Here is a 17,859-nt window from a genome sequence, read left to right as displayed (position 1 = left end):
GTTGGAGCATGGGGTTTGGGCCGGCTGGGATAATCGCACACATGGTTCGCAAGCCACGTGTCGTCGTCGGTCTCAGCGGGGGCGTGGACTCCGCCGTCAGTGCCTGGCTGCTCAAGCAGCAGGGTTACGACGTGGTCGCCATCTTCATGAAGAACTGGGAAGACGACGACGACAGCGAGTACTGCTCCTCCAACGAGGACTTCGTCGACGCCGCCGCCGTCGCCGACGTGATCGGCATCGAGATCGAGCACGTCAACTTCGCCGCCGAATACAAGGACCGGGTGTTCGCCGAATTCCTGCGCGAGTACCAGGCCGGCCGCACGCCCAACCCGGACGTGCTGTGCAACGCCGAGATCAAGTTCAAGGCCTTCCTCGACCACGCCATGCGCCTGGGCGCGGAGAAGATCGCCACCGGGCATTACGCCAGGGTCCGCTGGTGCCCGGCGAACCCTGGCGAGCCCGGTGGGCCGGATCAGGAGCCGCACGCGACCGCGTGCGGCAGCGCCCGGGTGCGCGAGCGTGCGGGCCGTTTCGAACTGCTCAAGGGCCTGGACGACAGCAAGGACCAGAGCTATTTCCTGCACCGCCTGGACCAGGCGCAGCTGGCCAGGACGCTGTTCCCGGTGGGCGAGCTGCGCAAGACCGAGGTGCGGCGCCTCGCCGCCGAGATCGGCCTGCCCAACGCGAAGAAGAAGGACTCGACCGGGATCTGCTTCATCGGCGAACGCCCCTTCCGCGAATTCCTGAACCGCTACATCCAGAAGGAGCCCGGCCCGATCAAGGACCCGAAGGGGCGCGTGATCGGCAGGCACGTGGGCCTGTCCTTCTACACCCTCGGCCAGCGCCAGGGACTGGGCATCGGCGGCATCAAGGAAAAGGGCGCCCAGCGCGGCGGCGGCGAGCATGCGCCCTGGTTCGTGGCGCGCAAGGACGTCGCGAAGAACACGCTGTGGGTCGTGCAGGGCCACGACCATCCCTGGCTGCTCTCCCAGGCGCTGGACGCCGACGACGTGAGCTGGACCGCCGGCGAGCCGCCGGCCCCCGGCGCCTACGGCGCCAAGACGCGCTACCGGCAGGCCGATGCGGCCTGCACGTTGTCTTCCGCGGCAGGAGGCTTCCGGCTGGAGTTCGAGGAGCCGCAATGGGCGGTCACCCCGGGGCAGTCGGCCGTGCTGTACGACGGCGAGGTGTGCCTCGGCGGCGGGGTGATCTCGGCTGCGGTGGCCGCCGCCGTCGAACCGGCCCTCGGCGGCTGAGCCAAGCCCCGGCCCCTTCGAGCGGCGAGCTGCCGCAGGCGCAGGCCGGCGTCGCGGGCCCCGCCGAAACGACGCAGGGCGGCAACGCCGCCCCGCGCACCGAGGACGTCGGCGCCCTCAGTCCTCCACGAAGGCTTCCTCGCGCTTCGCCTTGATCGAAGGCAGCGCGACGATCACGACCAGGAGCAAGGCGGCCGCGAGCAGGCCCGCCGAAAGCGGGCGCGTGACCAGCACGCTCCAGTTGCCGCGCGACAGCAGCAGCGCCCGTCGCAGGTTTTCTTCCATCATCGGCCCCAGGATGAATCCGAGCAGCAGCGGCGCCGGCTCGCATCCCAGCTTGATGAACAGGTAGCCGACCACGCCGAAGATCGCCACCAGCCAGATGTCGAACACGTTGTTGTTGGTGGAGTAGACCCCGATCGCGCAGAACAGCACGATGGACGGGAACAGCCAGCGATAGGGCACCGTCAGCAGCTTGATCCACATGCCGATCAGCGGCAGGTTCAGGATCACCAGCATCAGGTTGCCGATCCACATCGAGGCGATCAGGCCCCAGAACAGCTGCGGGTTGCTGGTCATCACCTGCGGGCCCGGCTGGATGTTGTGGATGGTCATGGCGCCCACCATCAGCGCCATCACCGCGTTGGGCGGGATGCCCAGCGTCAGCAGCGGGATGAAGGAGGTCTGCGCGCCGGCGTTGTTGGCCGACTCGGGGGCCGCCACGCCGCGGATGTTGCCGCGCCCGAAGGGCACTTCACCGGGCTTGAGCTTGGTCTTCTTCTCCACCGTGTAGGCGGCGAAGGAAGCCAGCAGCGCGCCGCCACCGGGCAGGATGCCCAGCATCGAACCCAGCGCGGTGCCGCGCAGCACCGCGGGCAGCATGCGCTTGAAGTCCTCCAGCGTCGGGAACAGGCCCTGCACCTTGGCCGTGAACACCTCGCGGTGCTCGTCGCTCTTGCCCAGGTTGGAGATGATCTCGCCGTAGCCGAACACGCCCATGGCGATGGTGATGAAGCCGATGCCGTCGGTCAGTTCCGGGATGTCGAAGGAGAAGCGCGCGACGCCGGAGTTCACGTCGGTGCCCACCAGCCCCAGCAGCAGCCCCAGCACGATCATGCCGATCGCCTTGATCAGCGAGCCCGAGGCCAGCACCACGGCGCCGATCAGGCCCAGCACCATCAGCGAGAAGTATTCGGCCGGGCCGAACTTGAAGGCGACTTCCGTCAGCGGGGCGGCGAAGGCGGCCAGGATCAGCGTGCCGACGCAGCCGGCGAAGAACGACCCGAGGCCTGCAGCCGCCAGCGCGGGGCCGGCGCGGCCCTGGCGGGCCATCTGGTAGCCGTCGATGACTGTCACCACCGAGGACGACTCGCCCGGCAGGTTCACCAGGATGGCCGTGGTGGAGCCGCCGTACTGCGCGCCGTAGTAGATGCCGGCCAGCATGATGAGGGCCGACACCGGCGGCAGCGCATAGGTGGCCGGCAGCAGCATGGCGATTGTCGCCACGGGGCCGATGCCGGGGAGCACGCCGATCAGCGTGCCGAGCAGGCAGCCGATGAAGGCGTACAGCAGGTTGATCGGCGTGAAGGCGACGCCGAAGCCGATCGCGAGGTTGGAAAACAGGTCCATGGAGAAGCCTCAGGCCGAAAGGAAACTGGGCCACACCTGCATCTGCAGCCGCAGCAGCCAGATGAAGGCGACGTAGCTGCCGGCCGCCAGCACGGCGGCGAGTACGGCGACTTCCTTCGCCTTGAACTCCTCGCCCGCGAGGCTGGCCAGGAAGGTCAGGGCGAAGATGGCGACGACCAGCCCCATCGCCGGGATCCCCAGCGAGGGCAGTCCCCCGAGCAGCACACCGAAGACGCAGTTGGCCGCGATGATGAATCCCAGGGGCTTCCAGGCCCAGGCGCCGATCCTGTCGCCGTCGGGCGTCTCGATCAGCAGGGATTCGGCCAGGATCCCGCAGCCGAGCGCGGCCAGCAGGATGCCCAGGATGAGCGGGAAGTAGCCCGGGCCCATGCGGGCCGGGTCACCGACGGTGTAGTGGGTGGACCCGATCGCGAACGCCACCCCAACGAGCGCGAACATCAGCCCCGAATAGAAGTCTTTCTGGCTTTTGATTTTCATGGATTGTCTCCGGACGGCCGTTTATCGGCCCGGGGGTCTGACCGGACCCTGACCCACCCGGTGCGTGAAACCACTTACACGAATGCGCCGCGGGCGGGTTAAATACTGCTCATGCGTGTCCTGCTGGTGGAAGACGACCCGACCTTGCGAGAAATGATCCGGCGCAGCCTGCAGGACGCCGGCTGCCGCGTCGACGAAGCCGGCACCATCGCAGCCGGGGACCACATCTGGCGCATCCAGAGCTTCGACGTGGTCGTGCTGGACCTGAACCTGCCGCACACGGAGCACGCGCTCAGCGGGCTGGGCAGCGGCCTGTCGCTGCTGCGCGCCGCGCGGGCCCGCGGCGACGCCACGCCGGTGCTGGTGCTGACCGCGCGCAACCGCACCTCGGAGCGCGTCGAAGGCCTCAATGCCGGCGCCGACGACTACCTGGGCAAGCCCTTCGACCTCGTCGAACTCGAGGCGCGCCTGCGCGCGCTGGTGCGCCGCAGCCAGGGCACGGCCGACCACGTGCAGGTCGGTGCGTTGGCGCTGGACCGGCGCGCGCGCAGGATCCTCCTGAACGGCGAGCACCTGCAGCTGCCCGCGCGCGAGTTCGAAGTGCTGTGGGAGCTGATGACGCCGGCCGGCCGGGTGGTCAGCAAGCGCGAGCTGTCGATGAAGCTGTCCGAACTCGACGAGCTGCTGACGGAGAACGCGCTGGAGGCCTTCATCTCGCGCCTGCGCAAGCGCCTGGTCGACTCGGGCGTGCAGATCCGCACCCTGCGCGGCCTCGGCTACGTGCTGGAGGAAGCGCGGTGAGGCTGGCGCACGGGCGTCCCTCCCTTCGCCAGAACGTGCTCCGGCACGTGCTGGTGTGGCTCGGGCTGGCGTGGCTGCTCGGCTCCATCGTGACGGTGGGCGTGGGCCAGTGGTTCACGCAGCGGGCGTTCGACCGCGCCCTGCTCGACGACGCGCACCTCATCGCATCCAAGGTGGAAGTGCGCGACCGCCAGGTGGCCCTGCAGCTCACGCCGGGCGAACTGCACGCGGTGCTGTTCGACCAGCACGAAACCATGCTGTTCAGCGTGCGGGGCGCGGACGGGGCGCTGCTGGCCGGCGACCGCGCGCTGCCCCCGCCGGCGGCCTCCCTTTCCGACACCGGCCATCGCTTCCGTCAGGCGGAAATCGACGGGCGGTCCTTCCGCCTCGTGGTGCTGGCGGTGAACCGGCCCGTGCCCTTCACGGTGACCGTGGCCCAGAGCACCAGCGAGCGCGCCGCGCTGCTGCGCGAGCTGCTCGCCTTCTCGCTCGCCCCGCAGGTGCTGCTGCTCGGGGTGCTGGCGTGGCGCCTGCGCCGCAGCATCACCGCCGACATCGCGCCGCTGTCCCAGCTGCGCGCCGCGGTGGAGGAACGGCAGGCCGGGGACTTCACGCCGGTGCCGGTGCGGGCCGACTCGGCCGAAGTGCACGCGCTGGCCCAGTCGATCAACATGCTGATGGAACGGCTGGAGGAAAGCGCCCGGGCCCAGCGCGAGTTCACCGGCAACGTCGCCCACGAACTGCGCACCCCGCTGGCCGGCATCCGGGCCCAGGCCGAATACGGGCTGCGGCACCGCGATCCGGAGGTCTGGCGCGAACAGCTGCAGGGCATCGCCGCCAGCGAGACGCGCGCCAGCCAGGCGCTGGACAAGCTGCTGGCCCTGGCGCTCGCCTACGAGGCCGGCACGGCGCTGCAACTGGCTCCCGTGCGACTGGACCACGCGGTGCAGGAGGCGGTGCTGCGCTTCCTGCCGCGCGCCGACCGGCAGGGGGTGGACCTCGGCGCGGAAGGCGTCGATGCGCCCAGCACCGTGCAGGCGGACCTGACGCTGGTCGAAGGCATCCTGGACAACCTGCTGGAAAACGCCCTGCGGCACGGCACCACGGGCGCCGACGGCCGGCCGGTGGTCACGGTCGCCGTGCAGCGCGAAGGGGAACGCACCGTGCTTTCGGTGCAGGACAACGGGCCCGGCATCCCGCCGGAACGCCGCTCCGAGATGCTCAAGCGCGGCGTGCGAGGCGTGGGCCAGCCCTCCTCGGGCACGGCGGGCGGAGTGGGGCTGGCGCTGGTCACCTTCTACGCGCAGTTGCTGAAGGCACCGGTGAGCTTCGGCAGCGGCCCGGACGGCCGCGGCTGGCGCTGCGCGATCGTGTTCGGGGGCTGAGGCGCGCGCCGCGACGGCGGCCGCGCGCCGGTGGGGTGCGTCAGAACGGGATGTCGTCGTCCATGTCGTCGAAGCCGCTGGCCGGCTTCGAGGCGGGACGCTGGCCGCCGCCGGCACCGCCCGCGGGGGCGCGGCTCGGGGGCGCGGAACGGCGCGGCGCGCTGTCGTAGCCGCCGTCGTCGTCGCCCGAGGGCGAGCCCATGCCTTCGCGCTTGCCCAGCATCTTCATCTCGTCGGCGCGGATCTCGGTGGTGTACTTCTCGATGCCGTCCTTGTCCGTCCACTTGCGGGTGCGCAGGCTGCCTTCGACGTAGACCTGCGAGCCCTTGCGCAGGTACTCGCCAGCGATTTCGGCCAAGCGATCATTGAACACCACGGAGTGCCACTCCGTGGCTTCCCGCATCTCGCCGCTCTGCTTGTCCTTCCAGCGCTCGGTGGTGGCGATCCTGACGTTGCAGACGCGGCCGCCGCTCGGGAACGTGCGCGTCTCGGGGTCGCGCCCCAGGTTGCCGACGATGATGACCTTGTTGACGGATGCCATGGAAACTCCTCTATGGGCTCGATTATCGGGCCTGCGCCCCGGCCCGGTTACGTGGCCTCTGCCTCTTCGGCGAGCACTTCTTCCGCCGTCTGCCGCGGACGCGGCGCCTGCATGGGCCAAGCGGCCACCAGCCACACCAGCAGCAGGGCCGCCGAAACGCCGAACAGTCCTGTGGGTCCAACGGTCTTGGACAGCCAGCCGCCGACCGCCCCGCCGGCAAAAAATCCCAGCGATTGCAGTGTGTTGTACACGCCGAGCGCGGCGCCCCGCGACTGGGGCGGCGCCAGCCGCGAGGCCAGGCTGGGCTGGGTGGCCTCCAGCACGTTGAAGCCGCAGAAGAACAGGAACAGCAGCACGGCGAGCACCGGCAGGGCGGGCGCGTGCGCCACGGCCAGCAGGCCCAGTTGCACCACCAGCACGATCCCGATGGCGGCCAGGAAGACCGCGCGCAGGTAGCCGCGCCGCTCCAGCGCGAACACGCCGCCCATGACCACGAAGGAGGCGACGACGGTCGGCAGGTACACCTGCCAGTGGCGGTCCTTGGCGAGGCCGGCCTGCACCAGCAGCGCCGGCAGTGCCACCCACATGGCGAGCTGCACCGCGTGCAGCACGAACACGCCGACGTCCAGCCGCAGCAGCGGGGCGTGCTTCAGTACGTCGGACAGCCGCCCGCGCGGCACATTGGCGTGCTGCTGCGGCGCGGGCGGCGTCCACCACAGCACGACGGCGATGCAGGTGAGCGCCAGCACGCCGGTGACCGCGAACAGCCCGTGCAGGCCGATGCGCGCCGCCAGCATGGGCGCGGCAACCAGCGACACGGCGAACATCAGGCCGATGCTGGCGCCCACCAGGGCCATGGCCTTGGTGCGAACGATGTCCCGGGTCTGGTCGGCCAGCAGCGCCGTCACCGCGGCGGACACGGCGCCGGCGCCCTGCACCGCGCGCCCGACCACCAGCCACAGGAGACTGGGCGCCGCGGCGGCGATGAAACTCCCCGCCGCGAACACGATGAGGCCGATCACGATCACCCGCTTCCGGCCGTAACGGTCGGACGCGAGCCCGTAGGGGATCTGCAGCACGCCCTGGGTCAGGCCGTAGATGCCCATGGCAAGGCCGACGAGGGCCGGATCGCCGCCGCCGGGGTAGCGCGCCGCCTCCAGCGCGAACACCGGCAGCACCAGGAACAGCCCGAGCATGCGGGCTGCGAAGATCACGGCCAGGGAGCCGCTGGCACGGCGCTCGGCCGGCGTCATGCGGCTCGCGCCGGCGGGAACAGGGTTGGAAGTCACGGATGGGGAGATCTGCTGGCGGACGCGACCGTCCGGCGAAAGGCAGGATTCTCCCGCATCGGGGAAAGCCCGGGACCGGGGTCCCGGGATTCACGCGCGCCGCGCGCCAGGGATCAGAGCTTCGGGATGCCGGCGGCGAACCAGCCGCCCGCATTCGCGGCGCTCTGGCCCGCGTTCAGGATCAGCAGTACCGGGTTGGGGCAGTCGAGCGGCTGGTTCAGCACGTTCAGCTGTCCGCGCAGGCGGAAGTCGCCGTTCTCCTCCAGCGGCACCGACTCTTCGGAAGTGAACTTCACGAGGGTGGCGCCGGCGCCGCAGTACAGGCGCAGGCGCACGCTGGCGCCGGCGTTGTGGCCGACGTTGCCGCCGCCGAGGAGCAAGCCCTTGCCGCGCGCGTCGAAGCTGCCGTCTCTGTTCACCTGGGCCTTCAGGTCCGCGATCACCCAGGGCCGGCCCGGGGGTGGCGTGTCATTGACATTGTTCGCCGCCGCAGCCCCGCCGGTAGGATTCGCGTTATTGGCGCCAGCCCAGGTGGCCGGGACTACACCGATGCCGCCGTCGAACCGTGCGGCAGCGACTCCGGGCAGCGCCTGCGCCTGCGCCATGTCGGTCGCGAACAGCGCCACCGCGAGCAAGGCAGCCAATACGGCACCGGCAAGCAGGCGGAGCATCGCCGCCTGCGCCCAGAATTGCTTGCGGGTGAAGTGCGAGACAGGATAGTACGGACGCGACATCGTTTCCTCCGTGGGCTGGGTGGTATCGGATTAACGCCTTGCCTCTGCTAATCATTCCATTTCTGTAACAATTTTCATCCTCACTTACGACTAGCTGCTCCGGTCGGGCTGAACCAACCGCCGCGTGCGCCGCACCCGTCCGGCGTTCTATGATTTCGGGTTTTCCCTTGGTGAGCGCGACCCTTGAACGACAAGACGGACGGCAAGTACCTGCATGAGGCCCTCGGCCAGCGGATCAGCATCCGCGGGGCGCGCACGCACAACCTGAAGAACATCGACCTCGACCTGCCGCGCTACCGGCTGGTGGTGATCACCGGCCTGTCCGGTTCGGGCAAGTCCTCGCTGGCCTTCGACACGCTCTATGCGGAGGGCCAGCGGCGCTACGTCGAAAGCCTCTCGGCCTATGCGCGGCAGTTCCTGCAGCTGATGGACAAGCCGGACGTCGACGTGATCGAGGGCCTGTCGCCCGCGATCTCCATCGAGCAGAAGGCGACCAGCCACAACCCGCGCTCCACCGTGGGCACGGTGACCGAGATCCACGACTACCTGCGCCTGCTGTTCGCCCGCGCCGGCACGCCCTACTGCCCGCTCCACGGGCTGCCGCTGCAGTCCCAGACCGTGTCGCAGATGGTCGACGCGGTGCTGGCGCTGCCGGAGGACACGCGCCTGATGGTGCTGGCGCCGGTGGCGCGCGAGCGCAAGGGCGAGTTCGCCGAACTCTTCGCCGAGATGCAGGGCCAGGGCTACGTGCGCTTCCGCGTCGGCGGCGAGGTGTTCGATTTCGACAGCCTGCCGAAGCTGAAGAAGGCGGAGAAGCACGACATCGACGTCGTCGTCGACCGCCTGAAGGTCAAGCCGGAGGTCCAGCAGCGGCTGGCCGAGAGCTTCGAGGCGGCGCTGCGGCTGGCCGACGGCCGCGCCATCGCGGTGGAGATGGAGTCCGGCCGCGAGCACCTGTTCAACGCGAAGTTCGCCTGCCCGGTCTGCCACTACTCGATCGCCGAACTGGAGCCGCGCCTGTTTTCCTTCAACTCGCCGGTGGGCGCCTGCCCCAGCTGCGACGGCATCGGCACGATGGAGTTCTTCGACCCGACCCGGGTGGTCGCGTTCCCCGAGCTGTCGCTGGCCGGCGGCGCGATCAAGGGCTGGGACCGGCGCAATCCCTACTACTTCAGCCTGATCGAGAGCCTGGCGCGCCACTACAAGTTCGACGTCGATCTGCCCTTCCAGGACCTGCCGCCGGAGGTGCGCAAGGTGCTGCTGCACGGCTCCGGCGAGGAGGAGATCCGCTTCACCTACGCGCTGGAGAGCGGCGCGTCGGCCGGCAGGAAGGTGTCGAAGAAGCACCCCTTCGAGGGCATCCTGCCCAGCATGGAGCGCCGCTACCGCGAGACCGATTCGGCCGCGGTGCGCGAGGAGCTGGCGCGCTACCGCAGCCTGCAGCCCTGCCCCGCCTGCGCCGGCACGCGCCTGCGCAGCGAGGCGCGCCACGTCCGGCTGGGCGAAGGCGAGCAGGCGCGCGCGATCTACGAGATCGGGCACATGACGCTGCGCGAAAGCCACGCCTGGTTCCAGGCGCTCAAGCTGCGCGGCGCCAAGGCGGAGATCGCCGACAAGGTGGTGCGCGAGATCGGCGCCCGGCTGCGCTTCCTCAACGACGTGGGGCTCACCTACCTGAGCCTGGACCGCAGCGCCGAGACGCTCTCGGGCGGCGAGGCGCAGCGCATCCGCCTCGCCTCGCAGATCGGCTCCGGCCTCACCGGCGTCATGTACGTGCTGGACGAGCCCAGCATCGGCCTGCACCAGCGCGACAACGACCGCCTGATCGGCACCCTGCAGCACCTGCGCGACCTCGGCAACAGCGTGCTGGTGGTGGAGCACGACGAAGACATGATCCGCGCGGCCGACTACGTGGTGGACATGGGCCCCGGCGCCGGCATCCACGGCGGCGAGGTGGTGGCCCAGGGGACGCCGCCGGAGGTGATGGCCAACGAGGCCTCGCTCACCGGCCGCTACATGTCGGGCTCGCTGAAGATCCCGGTGCCCGCGAAGCGCAACCGGCTGGGCGAGATGCCGGACCCGCAGGTGATCCGCATCGCCGGCGCGCACGGCAACAACCTGAAGGACGTGACGGTGGAGATCCCGGTCGGCCTGCTCACCTGCGTGACGGGCGTGTCGGGCTCGGGCAAGTCCACCCTCGTCAACGACACGCTCTATGCCGCGGTGGCGCGCGAGCTCTATCGCGCCCACGAGGAGCCGGCGCCGCACGAGGGCATCGAGGGCATCGAGCACTTCGACAAGGTGATCAACGTCGACCAGTCGCCGATCGGCCGCACGCCGCGCAGCAACCCGGCGACGTACACCGGCCTGTTCACGCCGATCCGCGAGCTGATGGCGGAAACGGCGCTGGCCAAGGAGCGCGGCTACGGACCGGGGCGCTTCTCCTTCAACGTGTCCGGCGGCCGCTGCGAGGCCTGCCAGGGCGACGGCGTGGTGAAGGTGGAGATGCACTTCCTGCCCGACGTCTACGTGCCGTGCGACGTATGCCGCGGCCAGCGCTACAACCGCGAGACGCTGGAAGTGCAGTGGAAGGGCCGCAACATCGCGCAACTGCTGGACATGACGGTGGAGGATGCCCACGCCTTCCTGAAGCCGGTGCCGGCCATCGCGCGCAAGCTGCAGACGCTGCTGGACGTGGGCCTGTCGTACATCAAGCTGGGGCAGTCGGCGACCACGCTCTCGGGGGGCGAGGCGCAGCGCGTCAAGCTGGCGCTGGAACTGTCCAAGCGCGACACCGGCCGCACCCTCTACATCCTGGACGAGCCGACCACCGGCCTGCACTTCGCCGACATCGACCTGCTGCTGAAGGTGCTGCACCAGCTGCGCGACGCCGGCAACACCATCGTCGTGATCGAGCACAACCTGGATGTGATCAAGACGGCGGACTGGATCGTCGACATGGGTCCGGAGGGCGGCGACGGCGGCGGCACGGTCGTGGTGGCGGGCACGCCGGAGGAAGTCGCCGCCCATCCGAAAAGCCACACTGGCCACTACCTCAAGCGCTTGCTGCAGCCCTCTTGAGGTAGTCTCCGCCCGTGTCCTAGGGGAACCCCATGTCGATCATCATCACCATCGTCGTCGGATTCATCGTGGGCCTGATCGCGCGGGCCGTGAAGCCGGGCGATGACCGGATGGGCCTCATCATGACGACCATCCTGGGCGTCGCCGGCGCCTTCATCGCGAGCTACCTGGGCCAGGCACTGGGTCTCTACGGCCCGAACGAGCCGGCCGGCTGGATCGCCTCGGTGATCGGCGCGGTGATACTGCTGGTCATCTACGGGCTGGTGCGGGGGCGGCGGACCCCCTGAGCCCCCCCCGGTCGGCCACGCCTCAGGGCAGGTCCGACATCACCGGCAGGCTGGCACGCAGCAGTTGCTGCGTGCGCAGTGCCTCCGCCCGCGCCGCCTCGGCGAAGTCGATGCCGCTGGACGCATAGAGGATGGAGCGCGAGGAGTTCACGACGATCGGTCCCTTGGCGCGCCAGCCCGCGCGCACCGTCGCCTGCGCGTCGCCGCCCTGCGCGCCCACGCCGGGAATCAGCAGCGGCAGCGTGGGCGCGAGGTCGCGCACCCGCTCGATCTCGTTCGGGTAGGTCGCGCCGACCACCAGCCCCAGTTGCCCGTTCAGGTTCCAGCTGCCCTGCGCCAGCCGCGCGACGTGCTCGTACAGCAGCGGCTGCCCTTCCACGGACGCGAGCCGCTGGTTCTGCAGGTCGTCGCCCCCCGGGTTGGAGGTGCGGCACAGGAGGAAGGCGCCCTTCTCCGGGTACTTCAGGTAGGGCTGCACCGAGTCGAAGCCCATGAAGGGCGACAGGGTCACGGCGTCGGCGCCATAGCGTTCGAAGGCTTCGCGCGCGTACTGCTCCGCCGTCGAGCCGATGTCGCCCCGTTTCGCATCCAGGATCACCGGCACGTGCGGGTAGTTGGCGCGCAGGTGCCGCATCAGCTGTTCCAGCTGGTCCTCGGCGCGGTGGGCCGCGAAGTAGGCGATCTGCGGCTTGAAGGCACAGGCCAGGTCCCCGGTCGCATCGACGATGCGGGCGCAGAATTCGTAGATGCGCGCCGTGTTGGACGTCATTCCCAGCGGGAAGCGCGTCGGTTCCGGGTCGAGGCCCACGCACAGCATGGAGCCATTGCGCTGTTGCGCGCCCTGCAGCATCTCGAGGAAGGTCATGCGCTGATTTTAGGAGGCTGCGCGGCAGGGAAACGGGACGGCGCCGTATGATCGCAGCAGCTGCCGACCAGGATGAGCGCCTCCCAGCTTCCCCGTCCCACCGCCGACCCCGCCGCCCACGGGCACCGGACCATCGCCCTCCTGCGCGCCACCCTCGACGCCACCGCCGACGGCATCCTGGTCGTGAGCGCCGGGCGCGAGATCCTGCTGCGCAACCGCCAGTTCCTGCGCATGTGGAACATCCCGCCGCACCTGGCGGAGGCCCCCACCGGAGAACTGCTGCCTTTCATCCGCGAGCAGCTGAAGGACCCGGACCAGGACCTGCGCCAGCTCGATGCTCTGCTGCGCACGCCCGAGGCCGATGACTTCGCGCTGATCGAGTTCATGGATGGCCGCGTATTCGAGCGCTACGCCACGCCGCTGCAGCTGGAGGACGGCACCGACGCGCGCGTCTTCAGTTTCCGCGACATCACCGCGCGGCTGGCCGCGGAAAAGGAGGCCCACCAGGCCAAGGAGGCGGCGGAGACGGCCAACCGGGCGAAGAGCGATTTCCTCGACAACGTCAGCCACGAGATCCGCACGCCGCTCAACGGCGTGCTGGGCCTCACGCGGCTGCTGCTGGCGGAGGAGCTTTCGCCCCGGCAGCGCCGCTACGTCGAACTGGCCGACGCCAGCGCCGCCTCGCTGATGGGCCTGATCGAGGACCTGCTGGACCTGGGCAAGATCGAATCCGGCCGCATGGAGCTGGAATTCGCGCCCTTCCGGCTCGACGAACTGCTGGACGAACTGCACGACATCTACGGCCTGAGGGCCCAGGAGAAGGGCCTGCGCTTCAGCCTGGAAGTCGACCCGCAGGTGCCGCAGGCCGTGCGCGGAGACCCGGGCCGGCTGCGCCAGATCCTGAACAACCTGCTATCCAACGCCCTGAAGTTCACCGCCCAGGGCGAGTTCGGGTTGATGGTGGGCCGCAGCCGCAGCCGCATGCTGCGCTTCACGGTGTACGACACCGGGATCGGCATTCCCTTCGAGGTGCAGCAGCGCCTGTTCACGCGCTTCACGCAGGCGGACCGCGCCACCGGCCGCCGCTACGGCGGCACCGGCCTGGGCCTCGCGATCGTCAAGCAGCTCTCCGACATGATGGGCGGCACCATCCTGCTGCAGAGCGAGCCGGGCCGCGGCACCTCGCTGCGCTGCGAGCTGCCGCTGCAGGAACTGCCGCTGAAGGAGGTGCCGCGGCGCCCATCCGTGCAGGCGTCCGCGCCCGCGCCGCGTCTGGCCACCCGCGTCCTGGTGGCCGAGGACAACGAGACCAACCAGGTCGTCGTGCGCGGCCTGCTGGCGCAGGCGGGCTACCAGGACGTGACCCTCGTCGGCGACGGCGAGGAAGCGCTCGCCGCCATCGCCTCCTCCGAGTTCGACCTCGTGCTGATGGACTGCCGCATGCCGCGCCTGGACGGCTACGAGGCGGCGCGCCGGCTGCGCGCGCAGGGCTTCACGCAGCCGATCATCGCGCTCACCGCCAATGCCGCCGCCGGCGAGCGCGAACGCTGCCTCGCCTGGGGCATGAACGACTATCTGTCGAAGCCGGTCGATGCCGCCCGGCTCGCGCAGGTCCTGGCAGAGTGGACGGGGCGCCCGGTGCCCGCGCCCACGGCCGCGGCCGAGCCGCAGCCTTCGGCCGGGGCCGCAGCGTCGGATGCCGTGTTCGACCGCGCCCACGCGCTGGAGCGCCTCGGCGGCGACCGGGAACTGCTGCAGGTCGGGCTCGCGGCCTTCCGCGCCAACGCGCCCCAGCTGCTGCAGTCCGTCCGCGCCGCCCTGGCCGGTGGCGCGGCCGCCGACCTGCGCCGCCACCTCCACTCGCTGGCGGGCTCCGCGTCCATGGTGGGCGGGCCCGCGCTGCACCGGCTGGCCAAGGAGCTGGAAGCGCATGCCGCAACCGGCGCACTGGCGTCGGTGGAAGCGCGGCTCGCCGAGCTCGAGGCGCTGCTCGCGCGCTTCCTCGACGAGACCGCCTCGCTCGAGCGGGATTGAGAAGAACGTTTGCCGGGCCCAGCGCGTCTGTAGGACGCCGCCTGATTTACGGCTTGCCGCCCCGCCCGGGCTGGCTCGCTGCCGATAATGGCCTGCTCCCATGACCATGATCGCCGAGTCCCGCCCGGAAAACACGCTCGAGCAGCGGCTGCAACTGCTGATCGAGGCGGTCACCGACTACGGGATCTTCATGCTGGATCCCGGGGGCCACATCGTCTCCTGGAACAGCGGCGCGCAGAAACTGAAGGGCTACAAGCGCGAGGAGATCCTCGGCAAGCACTTCTCCATCTTCTACCCGCCCGACGCCGTGGCCTCGGGCTGGCCCGAAGAGGAACTTCGGCTCGCGAAGCTGCGCGGCCGCTTCGAGGACGAAGGCTGGCGCCTGCGCAAGGACGGCACGCGCTTCTGGGCCAACGTCACCATCACCGCCCTGTACGGCCCGATGGGCGAGCTCGCCGGCTTCGCCAAGATCACGCGCGACCTGACGGAGCGCCGCCGCCACGAGGAAGAACTGCGCGTCAGCGAGGAACGCTTCCGCCTGCTGGTGGACTCCGTGCAGGACTACGCCATCTTCATGCTCAGCCCGTCCGGCATCGTGGAGAGCTGGAACGCGGGCGCCGAGGCGATCAAGGGCTACCGCCCCGACGAGATCATCGGCCATGACTTCCGCGTGTTCTACGCCCCCGAGGACCGCGCCGCCGGCAAGCCGGATGCGGCGCTGAAGACGGCGCTGGAGCACGGCCGCTTCGAGACCGAGGGCTGGCGCGTGCGCAAGGACGGCGGCATGTTCTGGGCCAACGTCGTGATCACGGCGGTGCGCAGCCCGGCCGGCGACCTGCGCGGCTTCGCGAAGGTCACGCGCGACATGAGCGAGCGGCGGCGGCTGGAGGAGCTGGAGAACTCCAGCCGGCGCATGAACGAGTTCCTGGCGATGCTCGCCCACGAGCTGCGCAACCCGCTCGCGCCGATCCGCAATGCCGTCACCATCATGCAGCTGGAGACGCTGACCAGCCCGGTGCTGCGCAACTGCCGCGACGTGATCGACCGCCAGCTCTCGCACGTGACGCGGCTGGTCGACGACCTGCTGGACGTGGGGCGGCTCTCCACCGGCAAGGTCACCTTGCGCAAGGAACTGGTGCGCCTGTCGGACGTCGTGTCGCGCAGCGTGGAGACGGTGCGCCCCCTGATCACCACGCGCCGCCACGTGCTGGAAGTGCACCAGCCCGAGGAGCCGGTGTACGTCAACGGCGACTCCACGCGCCTGTCGCAGGTGCTGCAGAACCTGCTGGTCAACGCGGCCAAGTACACGCCCGACAACGGCCGCATCGACCTGCGGGTGCGCACCGACGAGGGCATGGTGTACGTCTACGTGCAGGACAACGGGCGCGGCATCGCGGCCGAGGACCTGCGGCGCATCTTCCAGCTGTTCATGCAGGCCGAGGCGGCGCAGTCCGCCGCGGCCGAAAGCGGGCTGGGCATCGGCCTGACGCTGGCGCGCTCCCTCGCGGAGATGCACGGCGGCAGCATCGAGGCCACGAGCCCCGGCCTCGGCCAGGGCAGCACCTTCACGCTGCGGCTGCCGCGGGCGACCCAGGTCCTGGTGCCGAGCGAGAAAGAGGACTCGGACGAGACCGCCGGCGGCCTGCGCGTGCTCGTCGTCGACGACAACCGCGACTCCGCCGACAGCGCGACCGACGTGCTGCGCCTGCTCGGCAACCAGGTCGAGTCGGCCTACGGCGGCGAAGCGGGCATCCAGGTGGCGCGCCGCTTCCACCCGCACATGATCCTGCTGGACCTGGCCATGCCGGGCATGGACGGCTACGAGGCGCGCCGCCGCATGATCGCGGAGGCGGGCGCCTCCACCGCCTACCTGGTCGCGATGACCGGCTTCGGCAACGAGGAAGACAAGAAGCGCACGCGCGGCGCCGGCTTCGACGCGCACCTCACCAAGCCGGTGGAACTCGACGCGCTGATCGCGCTGCTGAACGAGGCGCGCACGCGCTTCGGCAAGGAAGCCGCGCCGGCCTTCACGTCACCGTGAACTGGCCCATCATGCCGGCGTCCTCGTGCTCGAGGATGTGGCAGTGGTACATGAACGGCACCCGCGGCGCCGGCTGCGTGAAGTGCACCAGCAGTTCCACCGCTTCCTGGACCAGCACCGTGTCGCGCCGGCCCGCGTCCAGCGGCCCCGGCGGCTGGCCGTCGCGCCGCAGCACCTCGAAGTGCACGCCGTGCATGTGGAAGGGATGGGGCTGGTCCATCATCATCCCGGGCAGCGCCGACACCTCCCACACCTCCACGTCGCCGAGCTTCACGCGCTGGTCGATGCGCGCCATGTCGAAGGGCTTGCCGTCGAAGCCGTGCGGCATCGGCATGCCGTGCATGCCCTGCATCCCGCCCGTGCCTTCCATGCCGGTGGTCATCGTGAGGCGCCGCCGCTGGGCGACCGCCCCGCGCGAAGGCGTCTGCCAGCTGGCGAGCTTCCGCGGCAGCGCGGTCGGCCTGCGTTCGCCGGCCGGGGCGAAGTGCAGCAGCGGCTGCACCGCGGCGGGGGTGCGGTTCACCAGCAGGGCCGGACGCGCGTCGGAAAAGTCCACCAGGATCTCGGCGCGCTGGGCCGGCGCCAGCGGCAGCCGCTGCAGCGGCACCGGTTCGCGCAGCAGCCCGCCGTCGCTCGCGATCCAGTGGAAGCTGCGGCCGTCCTCGAAGGCGAGGTCGTAGACGCGCGCATTGGCGCCATTGAGCAGGCGCAGGCGGACGAGACCGGCGGGCACCGCCGCGCGCGGCGCGCGGACGCCGTTGACCAGCAGGGTGTTGCCGTGCACGCCGTGCATCAGCGCCATGGGGCCGCGCGGATAGATCAGGCGCTGGCCGCGGTCGAACACCTTGTCCTGCAGGAGCAGCGGCAGGTCGTCCACGCCGTAGCGGGAGGGCAGGCCCAGCGCCTGCTCCTCGCGGTCCGTCACGATCAGCATGCCGGCCAGCCCGCCGTACACCTGCAGCCCCGTGCGGCCATGCGGGTGCGGGTGATACCAGCAGGTGGAGGCCGGCTGCCGCACCGGCAGCACCGCTTTCCAGCCCGCGCCGGGCTCGATCGGGTCGTGCGGCCCGCCGTCCGCCGTCGCCGGGACCAGCAGGCCGTGCCAGTGCACCGTGGTCGCCTCCGGCAGTTCGTTGCGCACCTCCAGGGCGACCTCGTCGCCGCTGCGCACGCGCAGGGTCGGCCCGAGCAAGCTGCCGTTGTAGCCCGCCGTGGGGCTGGGCTTGCCGGGGAAGAACTCCGTGGCGCCGACGCGCGCGGTGAGCGTCGCCGGCACGCCGGGCTGCAGCTCCACCAGCGGCGGGACCGGCAGGGCGGGGGGTTCCGGGGCCGCGGAACGCCCCGGCACGGGAGCGAGGCCCGCGACCGCCAGGCCCTGCAGGATATCGCGGCGACGCAGGGGCATGGCGCGAATCTCC

Annotated in this window: 14 protein-coding genes; 7 read left to right on the top strand and 7 right to left on the bottom strand. The window is 70.4% G+C overall.

The features are described from left to right. The first annotated feature begins 41 nt into the window (after positions 1-41). Positions 42-1,256 (top strand): MnmA/TRMU family protein, encoded by a 1,215-nt coding sequence (locus JJ685_RS16030; protein WP_201675262.1) that lies wholly within the window; start codon positions 42-44, stop codon positions 1,254-1,256. A 117-nt stretch (positions 1,257-1,373) separates the two neighbouring features. On the opposite strand, the gene JJ685_RS16025 is transcribed toward JJ685_RS16030, so the two are convergent. Next, a complete protein-coding gene (locus JJ685_RS16025; protein WP_201675261.1) occupies positions 1,374-2,885 on the bottom strand; it encodes a tripartite tricarboxylate transporter permease in 1,512 nt (503 codons plus the stop codon). A gap of 9 nt (positions 2,886-2,894) precedes the next feature. Next, positions 2,895-3,383: a tripartite tricarboxylate transporter TctB family protein gene (locus JJ685_RS16020; protein ID WP_201675260.1), complete on the bottom strand. Its 489-nt coding sequence runs from the start codon at positions 3,381-3,383 to the stop codon at positions 2,895-2,897. Between the two features lie 111 nt (positions 3,384-3,494). Between JJ685_RS16020 and JJ685_RS16015 the strand changes: the two genes are divergently transcribed. Both JJ685_RS16015 and JJ685_RS16010 read left to right on the top strand, forming a co-directional pair. Then, a complete protein-coding gene (locus JJ685_RS16015) occupies positions 3,495-4,184 on the top strand; it encodes a response regulator transcription factor (RefSeq protein WP_201675259.1) in 690 nt (229 codons plus the stop codon). Then, a complete protein-coding gene (locus JJ685_RS16010) occupies positions 4,181-5,569 on the top strand; it encodes a sensor histidine kinase (protein WP_201675258.1) in 1,389 nt (462 codons plus the stop codon). The genes JJ685_RS16015 and JJ685_RS16010 overlap by 4 nt, the downstream gene beginning before the upstream one ends. Before the next feature lie 40 nt (positions 5,570-5,609). Here JJ685_RS16010 and ssb read toward each other — a convergent pair whose 3' ends face one another. The 3 genes from ssb to JJ685_RS15995 all read right to left on the bottom strand — a co-directional run bounded on the left by ssb (position 5,610) and on the right by JJ685_RS15995 (position 8,133). After that, a complete protein-coding gene (gene ssb / locus JJ685_RS16005; RefSeq protein WP_201675257.1) occupies positions 5,610-6,110 on the bottom strand; it encodes a single-stranded DNA-binding protein in 501 nt (166 codons plus the stop codon). 47 nt (positions 6,111-6,157) lie between these two features. Further along, the gene (locus JJ685_RS16000; protein ID WP_201675411.1) at positions 6,158-7,363 is read right to left on the bottom strand and encodes an MFS transporter; all 1,206 of its coding nucleotides are present in this window, start codon (positions 7,361-7,363) and stop codon (positions 6,158-6,160) included. A 149-nt stretch (positions 7,364-7,512) separates the two neighbouring features. Continuing rightward, positions 7,513-8,133, bottom strand: coding sequence for a hypothetical protein (locus JJ685_RS15995; RefSeq protein WP_201675256.1), 621 nt, complete (start codon positions 8,131-8,133; stop codon positions 7,513-7,515). A gap of 183 nt (positions 8,134-8,316) precedes the next feature. On the opposite strand from JJ685_RS15995, the gene uvrA reads away from it, so the two are divergent. Together uvrA and JJ685_RS15985 are read left to right on the top strand one after the other, a co-directional pair. Further along, complete coding sequence (uvrA, locus tag JJ685_RS15990) at positions 8,317-11,214, top strand: excinuclease ABC subunit UvrA (RefSeq protein ID WP_201675255.1); 2,898 nt, start codon at positions 8,317-8,319, stop codon at positions 11,212-11,214. Between the two features lie 32 nt (positions 11,215-11,246). Next, positions 11,247-11,501: a GlsB/YeaQ/YmgE family stress response membrane protein gene (locus JJ685_RS15985; RefSeq protein ID WP_201675254.1), complete on the top strand. Its 255-nt coding sequence runs from the start codon at positions 11,247-11,249 to the stop codon at positions 11,499-11,501. Positions 11,502-11,523: 22 nt separating this feature from the next. On the opposite strand, the gene pyrF is transcribed toward JJ685_RS15985, so the two are convergent. Beyond that, positions 11,524-12,366 (bottom strand): orotidine-5'-phosphate decarboxylase, encoded by an 843-nt coding sequence (pyrF, locus tag JJ685_RS15980; RefSeq protein ID WP_201675253.1) that lies wholly within the window; start codon positions 12,364-12,366, stop codon positions 11,524-11,526. A gap of 72 nt (positions 12,367-12,438) precedes the next feature. Between pyrF and JJ685_RS15975 the strand changes: the two genes are divergently transcribed. Next, positions 12,439-14,400 carry an ATP-binding protein gene (locus JJ685_RS15975; RefSeq protein WP_201675252.1) on the top strand — a complete coding sequence of 654 codons (1,962 nt, stop codon included), beginning with the start codon at positions 12,439-12,441 and terminating at the stop codon, positions 14,398-14,400. Positions 14,401-14,500: 100 nt separating this feature from the next. Continuing rightward, a complete protein-coding gene (locus JJ685_RS15970; RefSeq protein WP_236599021.1) occupies positions 14,501-16,441 on the top strand; it encodes a PAS domain-containing hybrid sensor histidine kinase/response regulator in 1,941 nt (646 codons plus the stop codon). On the opposite strand, the gene JJ685_RS15965 is transcribed toward JJ685_RS15970, so the two are convergent. Next, complete coding sequence (locus tag JJ685_RS15965) at positions 16,428-17,846, bottom strand: multicopper oxidase family protein (RefSeq protein ID WP_201675251.1); 1,419 nt, start codon at positions 17,844-17,846, stop codon at positions 16,428-16,430. The genes JJ685_RS15970 and JJ685_RS15965 overlap by 14 nt on opposite strands. Between the last annotated feature and the right edge of the window lie 13 nt (positions 17,847-17,859).

The sequence above is a fragment of the Ramlibacter monticola genome, from assembly GCF_016722785.1.
GTDB lineage: Bacteria > Pseudomonadota > Gammaproteobacteria > Burkholderiales > Burkholderiaceae_C > Ramlibacter > Ramlibacter monticola.
The sequence above is the reverse complement of the archived record's forward strand: the minus strand, read 5'-3'. Positions and strand labels throughout refer to the sequence as shown.

Bases quoted from the DNA above. Each gene is read 5' to 3' on its own strand.
- JJ685_RS16030 (WP_201675262.1), top strand. From the start codon at position 42: ATGGTTCGCAAGCCACGTGTCGTCGTCGGTCTCAGCGGGGGCGTGGAC.
- JJ685_RS16025 (WP_201675261.1), bottom strand. From the start codon at position 2,885: ATGGACCTGTTTTCCAACCTCGCGATCGGCTTCGGCGTCGCCTTCACG.
- JJ685_RS16020 (WP_201675260.1), bottom strand. From the start codon at position 3,383: ATGAAAATCAAAAGCCAGAAAGACTTCTATTCGGGGCTGATGTTCGCG.
- JJ685_RS16015 (WP_201675259.1), top strand. From the start codon at position 3,495: ATGCGTGTCCTGCTGGTGGAAGACGACCCGACCTTGCGAGAAATGATC.
- ssb (WP_201675257.1), bottom strand. From the start codon at position 6,110: ATGGCATCCGTCAACAAGGTCATCATCGTCGGCAACCTGGGGCGCGAC.
- JJ685_RS16000 (WP_201675411.1), bottom strand. From the start codon at position 7,363: ATGACGCCGGCCGAGCGCCGTGCCAGCGGCTCCCTGGCCGTGATCTTC.
- JJ685_RS15995 (WP_201675256.1), bottom strand. From the start codon at position 8,133: ATGTCGCGTCCGTACTATCCTGTCTCGCACTTCACCCGCAAGCAATTC.
- JJ685_RS15985 (WP_201675254.1), top strand. From the start codon at position 11,247: ATGTCGATCATCATCACCATCGTCGTCGGATTCATCGTGGGCCTGATC.
- pyrF (WP_201675253.1), bottom strand. From the start codon at position 12,366: ATGACCTTCCTCGAGATGCTGCAGGGCGCGCAACAGCGCAATGGCTCC.
- JJ685_RS15975 (WP_201675252.1), top strand. From the start codon at position 12,439: ATGAGCGCCTCCCAGCTTCCCCGTCCCACCGCCGACCCCGCCGCCCAC.
- JJ685_RS15970 (WP_236599021.1), top strand. From the start codon at position 14,501: ATGACCATGATCGCCGAGTCCCGCCCGGAAAACACGCTCGAGCAGCGG.
- JJ685_RS15965 (WP_201675251.1), bottom strand. From the start codon at position 17,846: ATGCCCCTGCGTCGCCGCGATATCCTGCAGGGCCTGGCGGTCGCGGGC.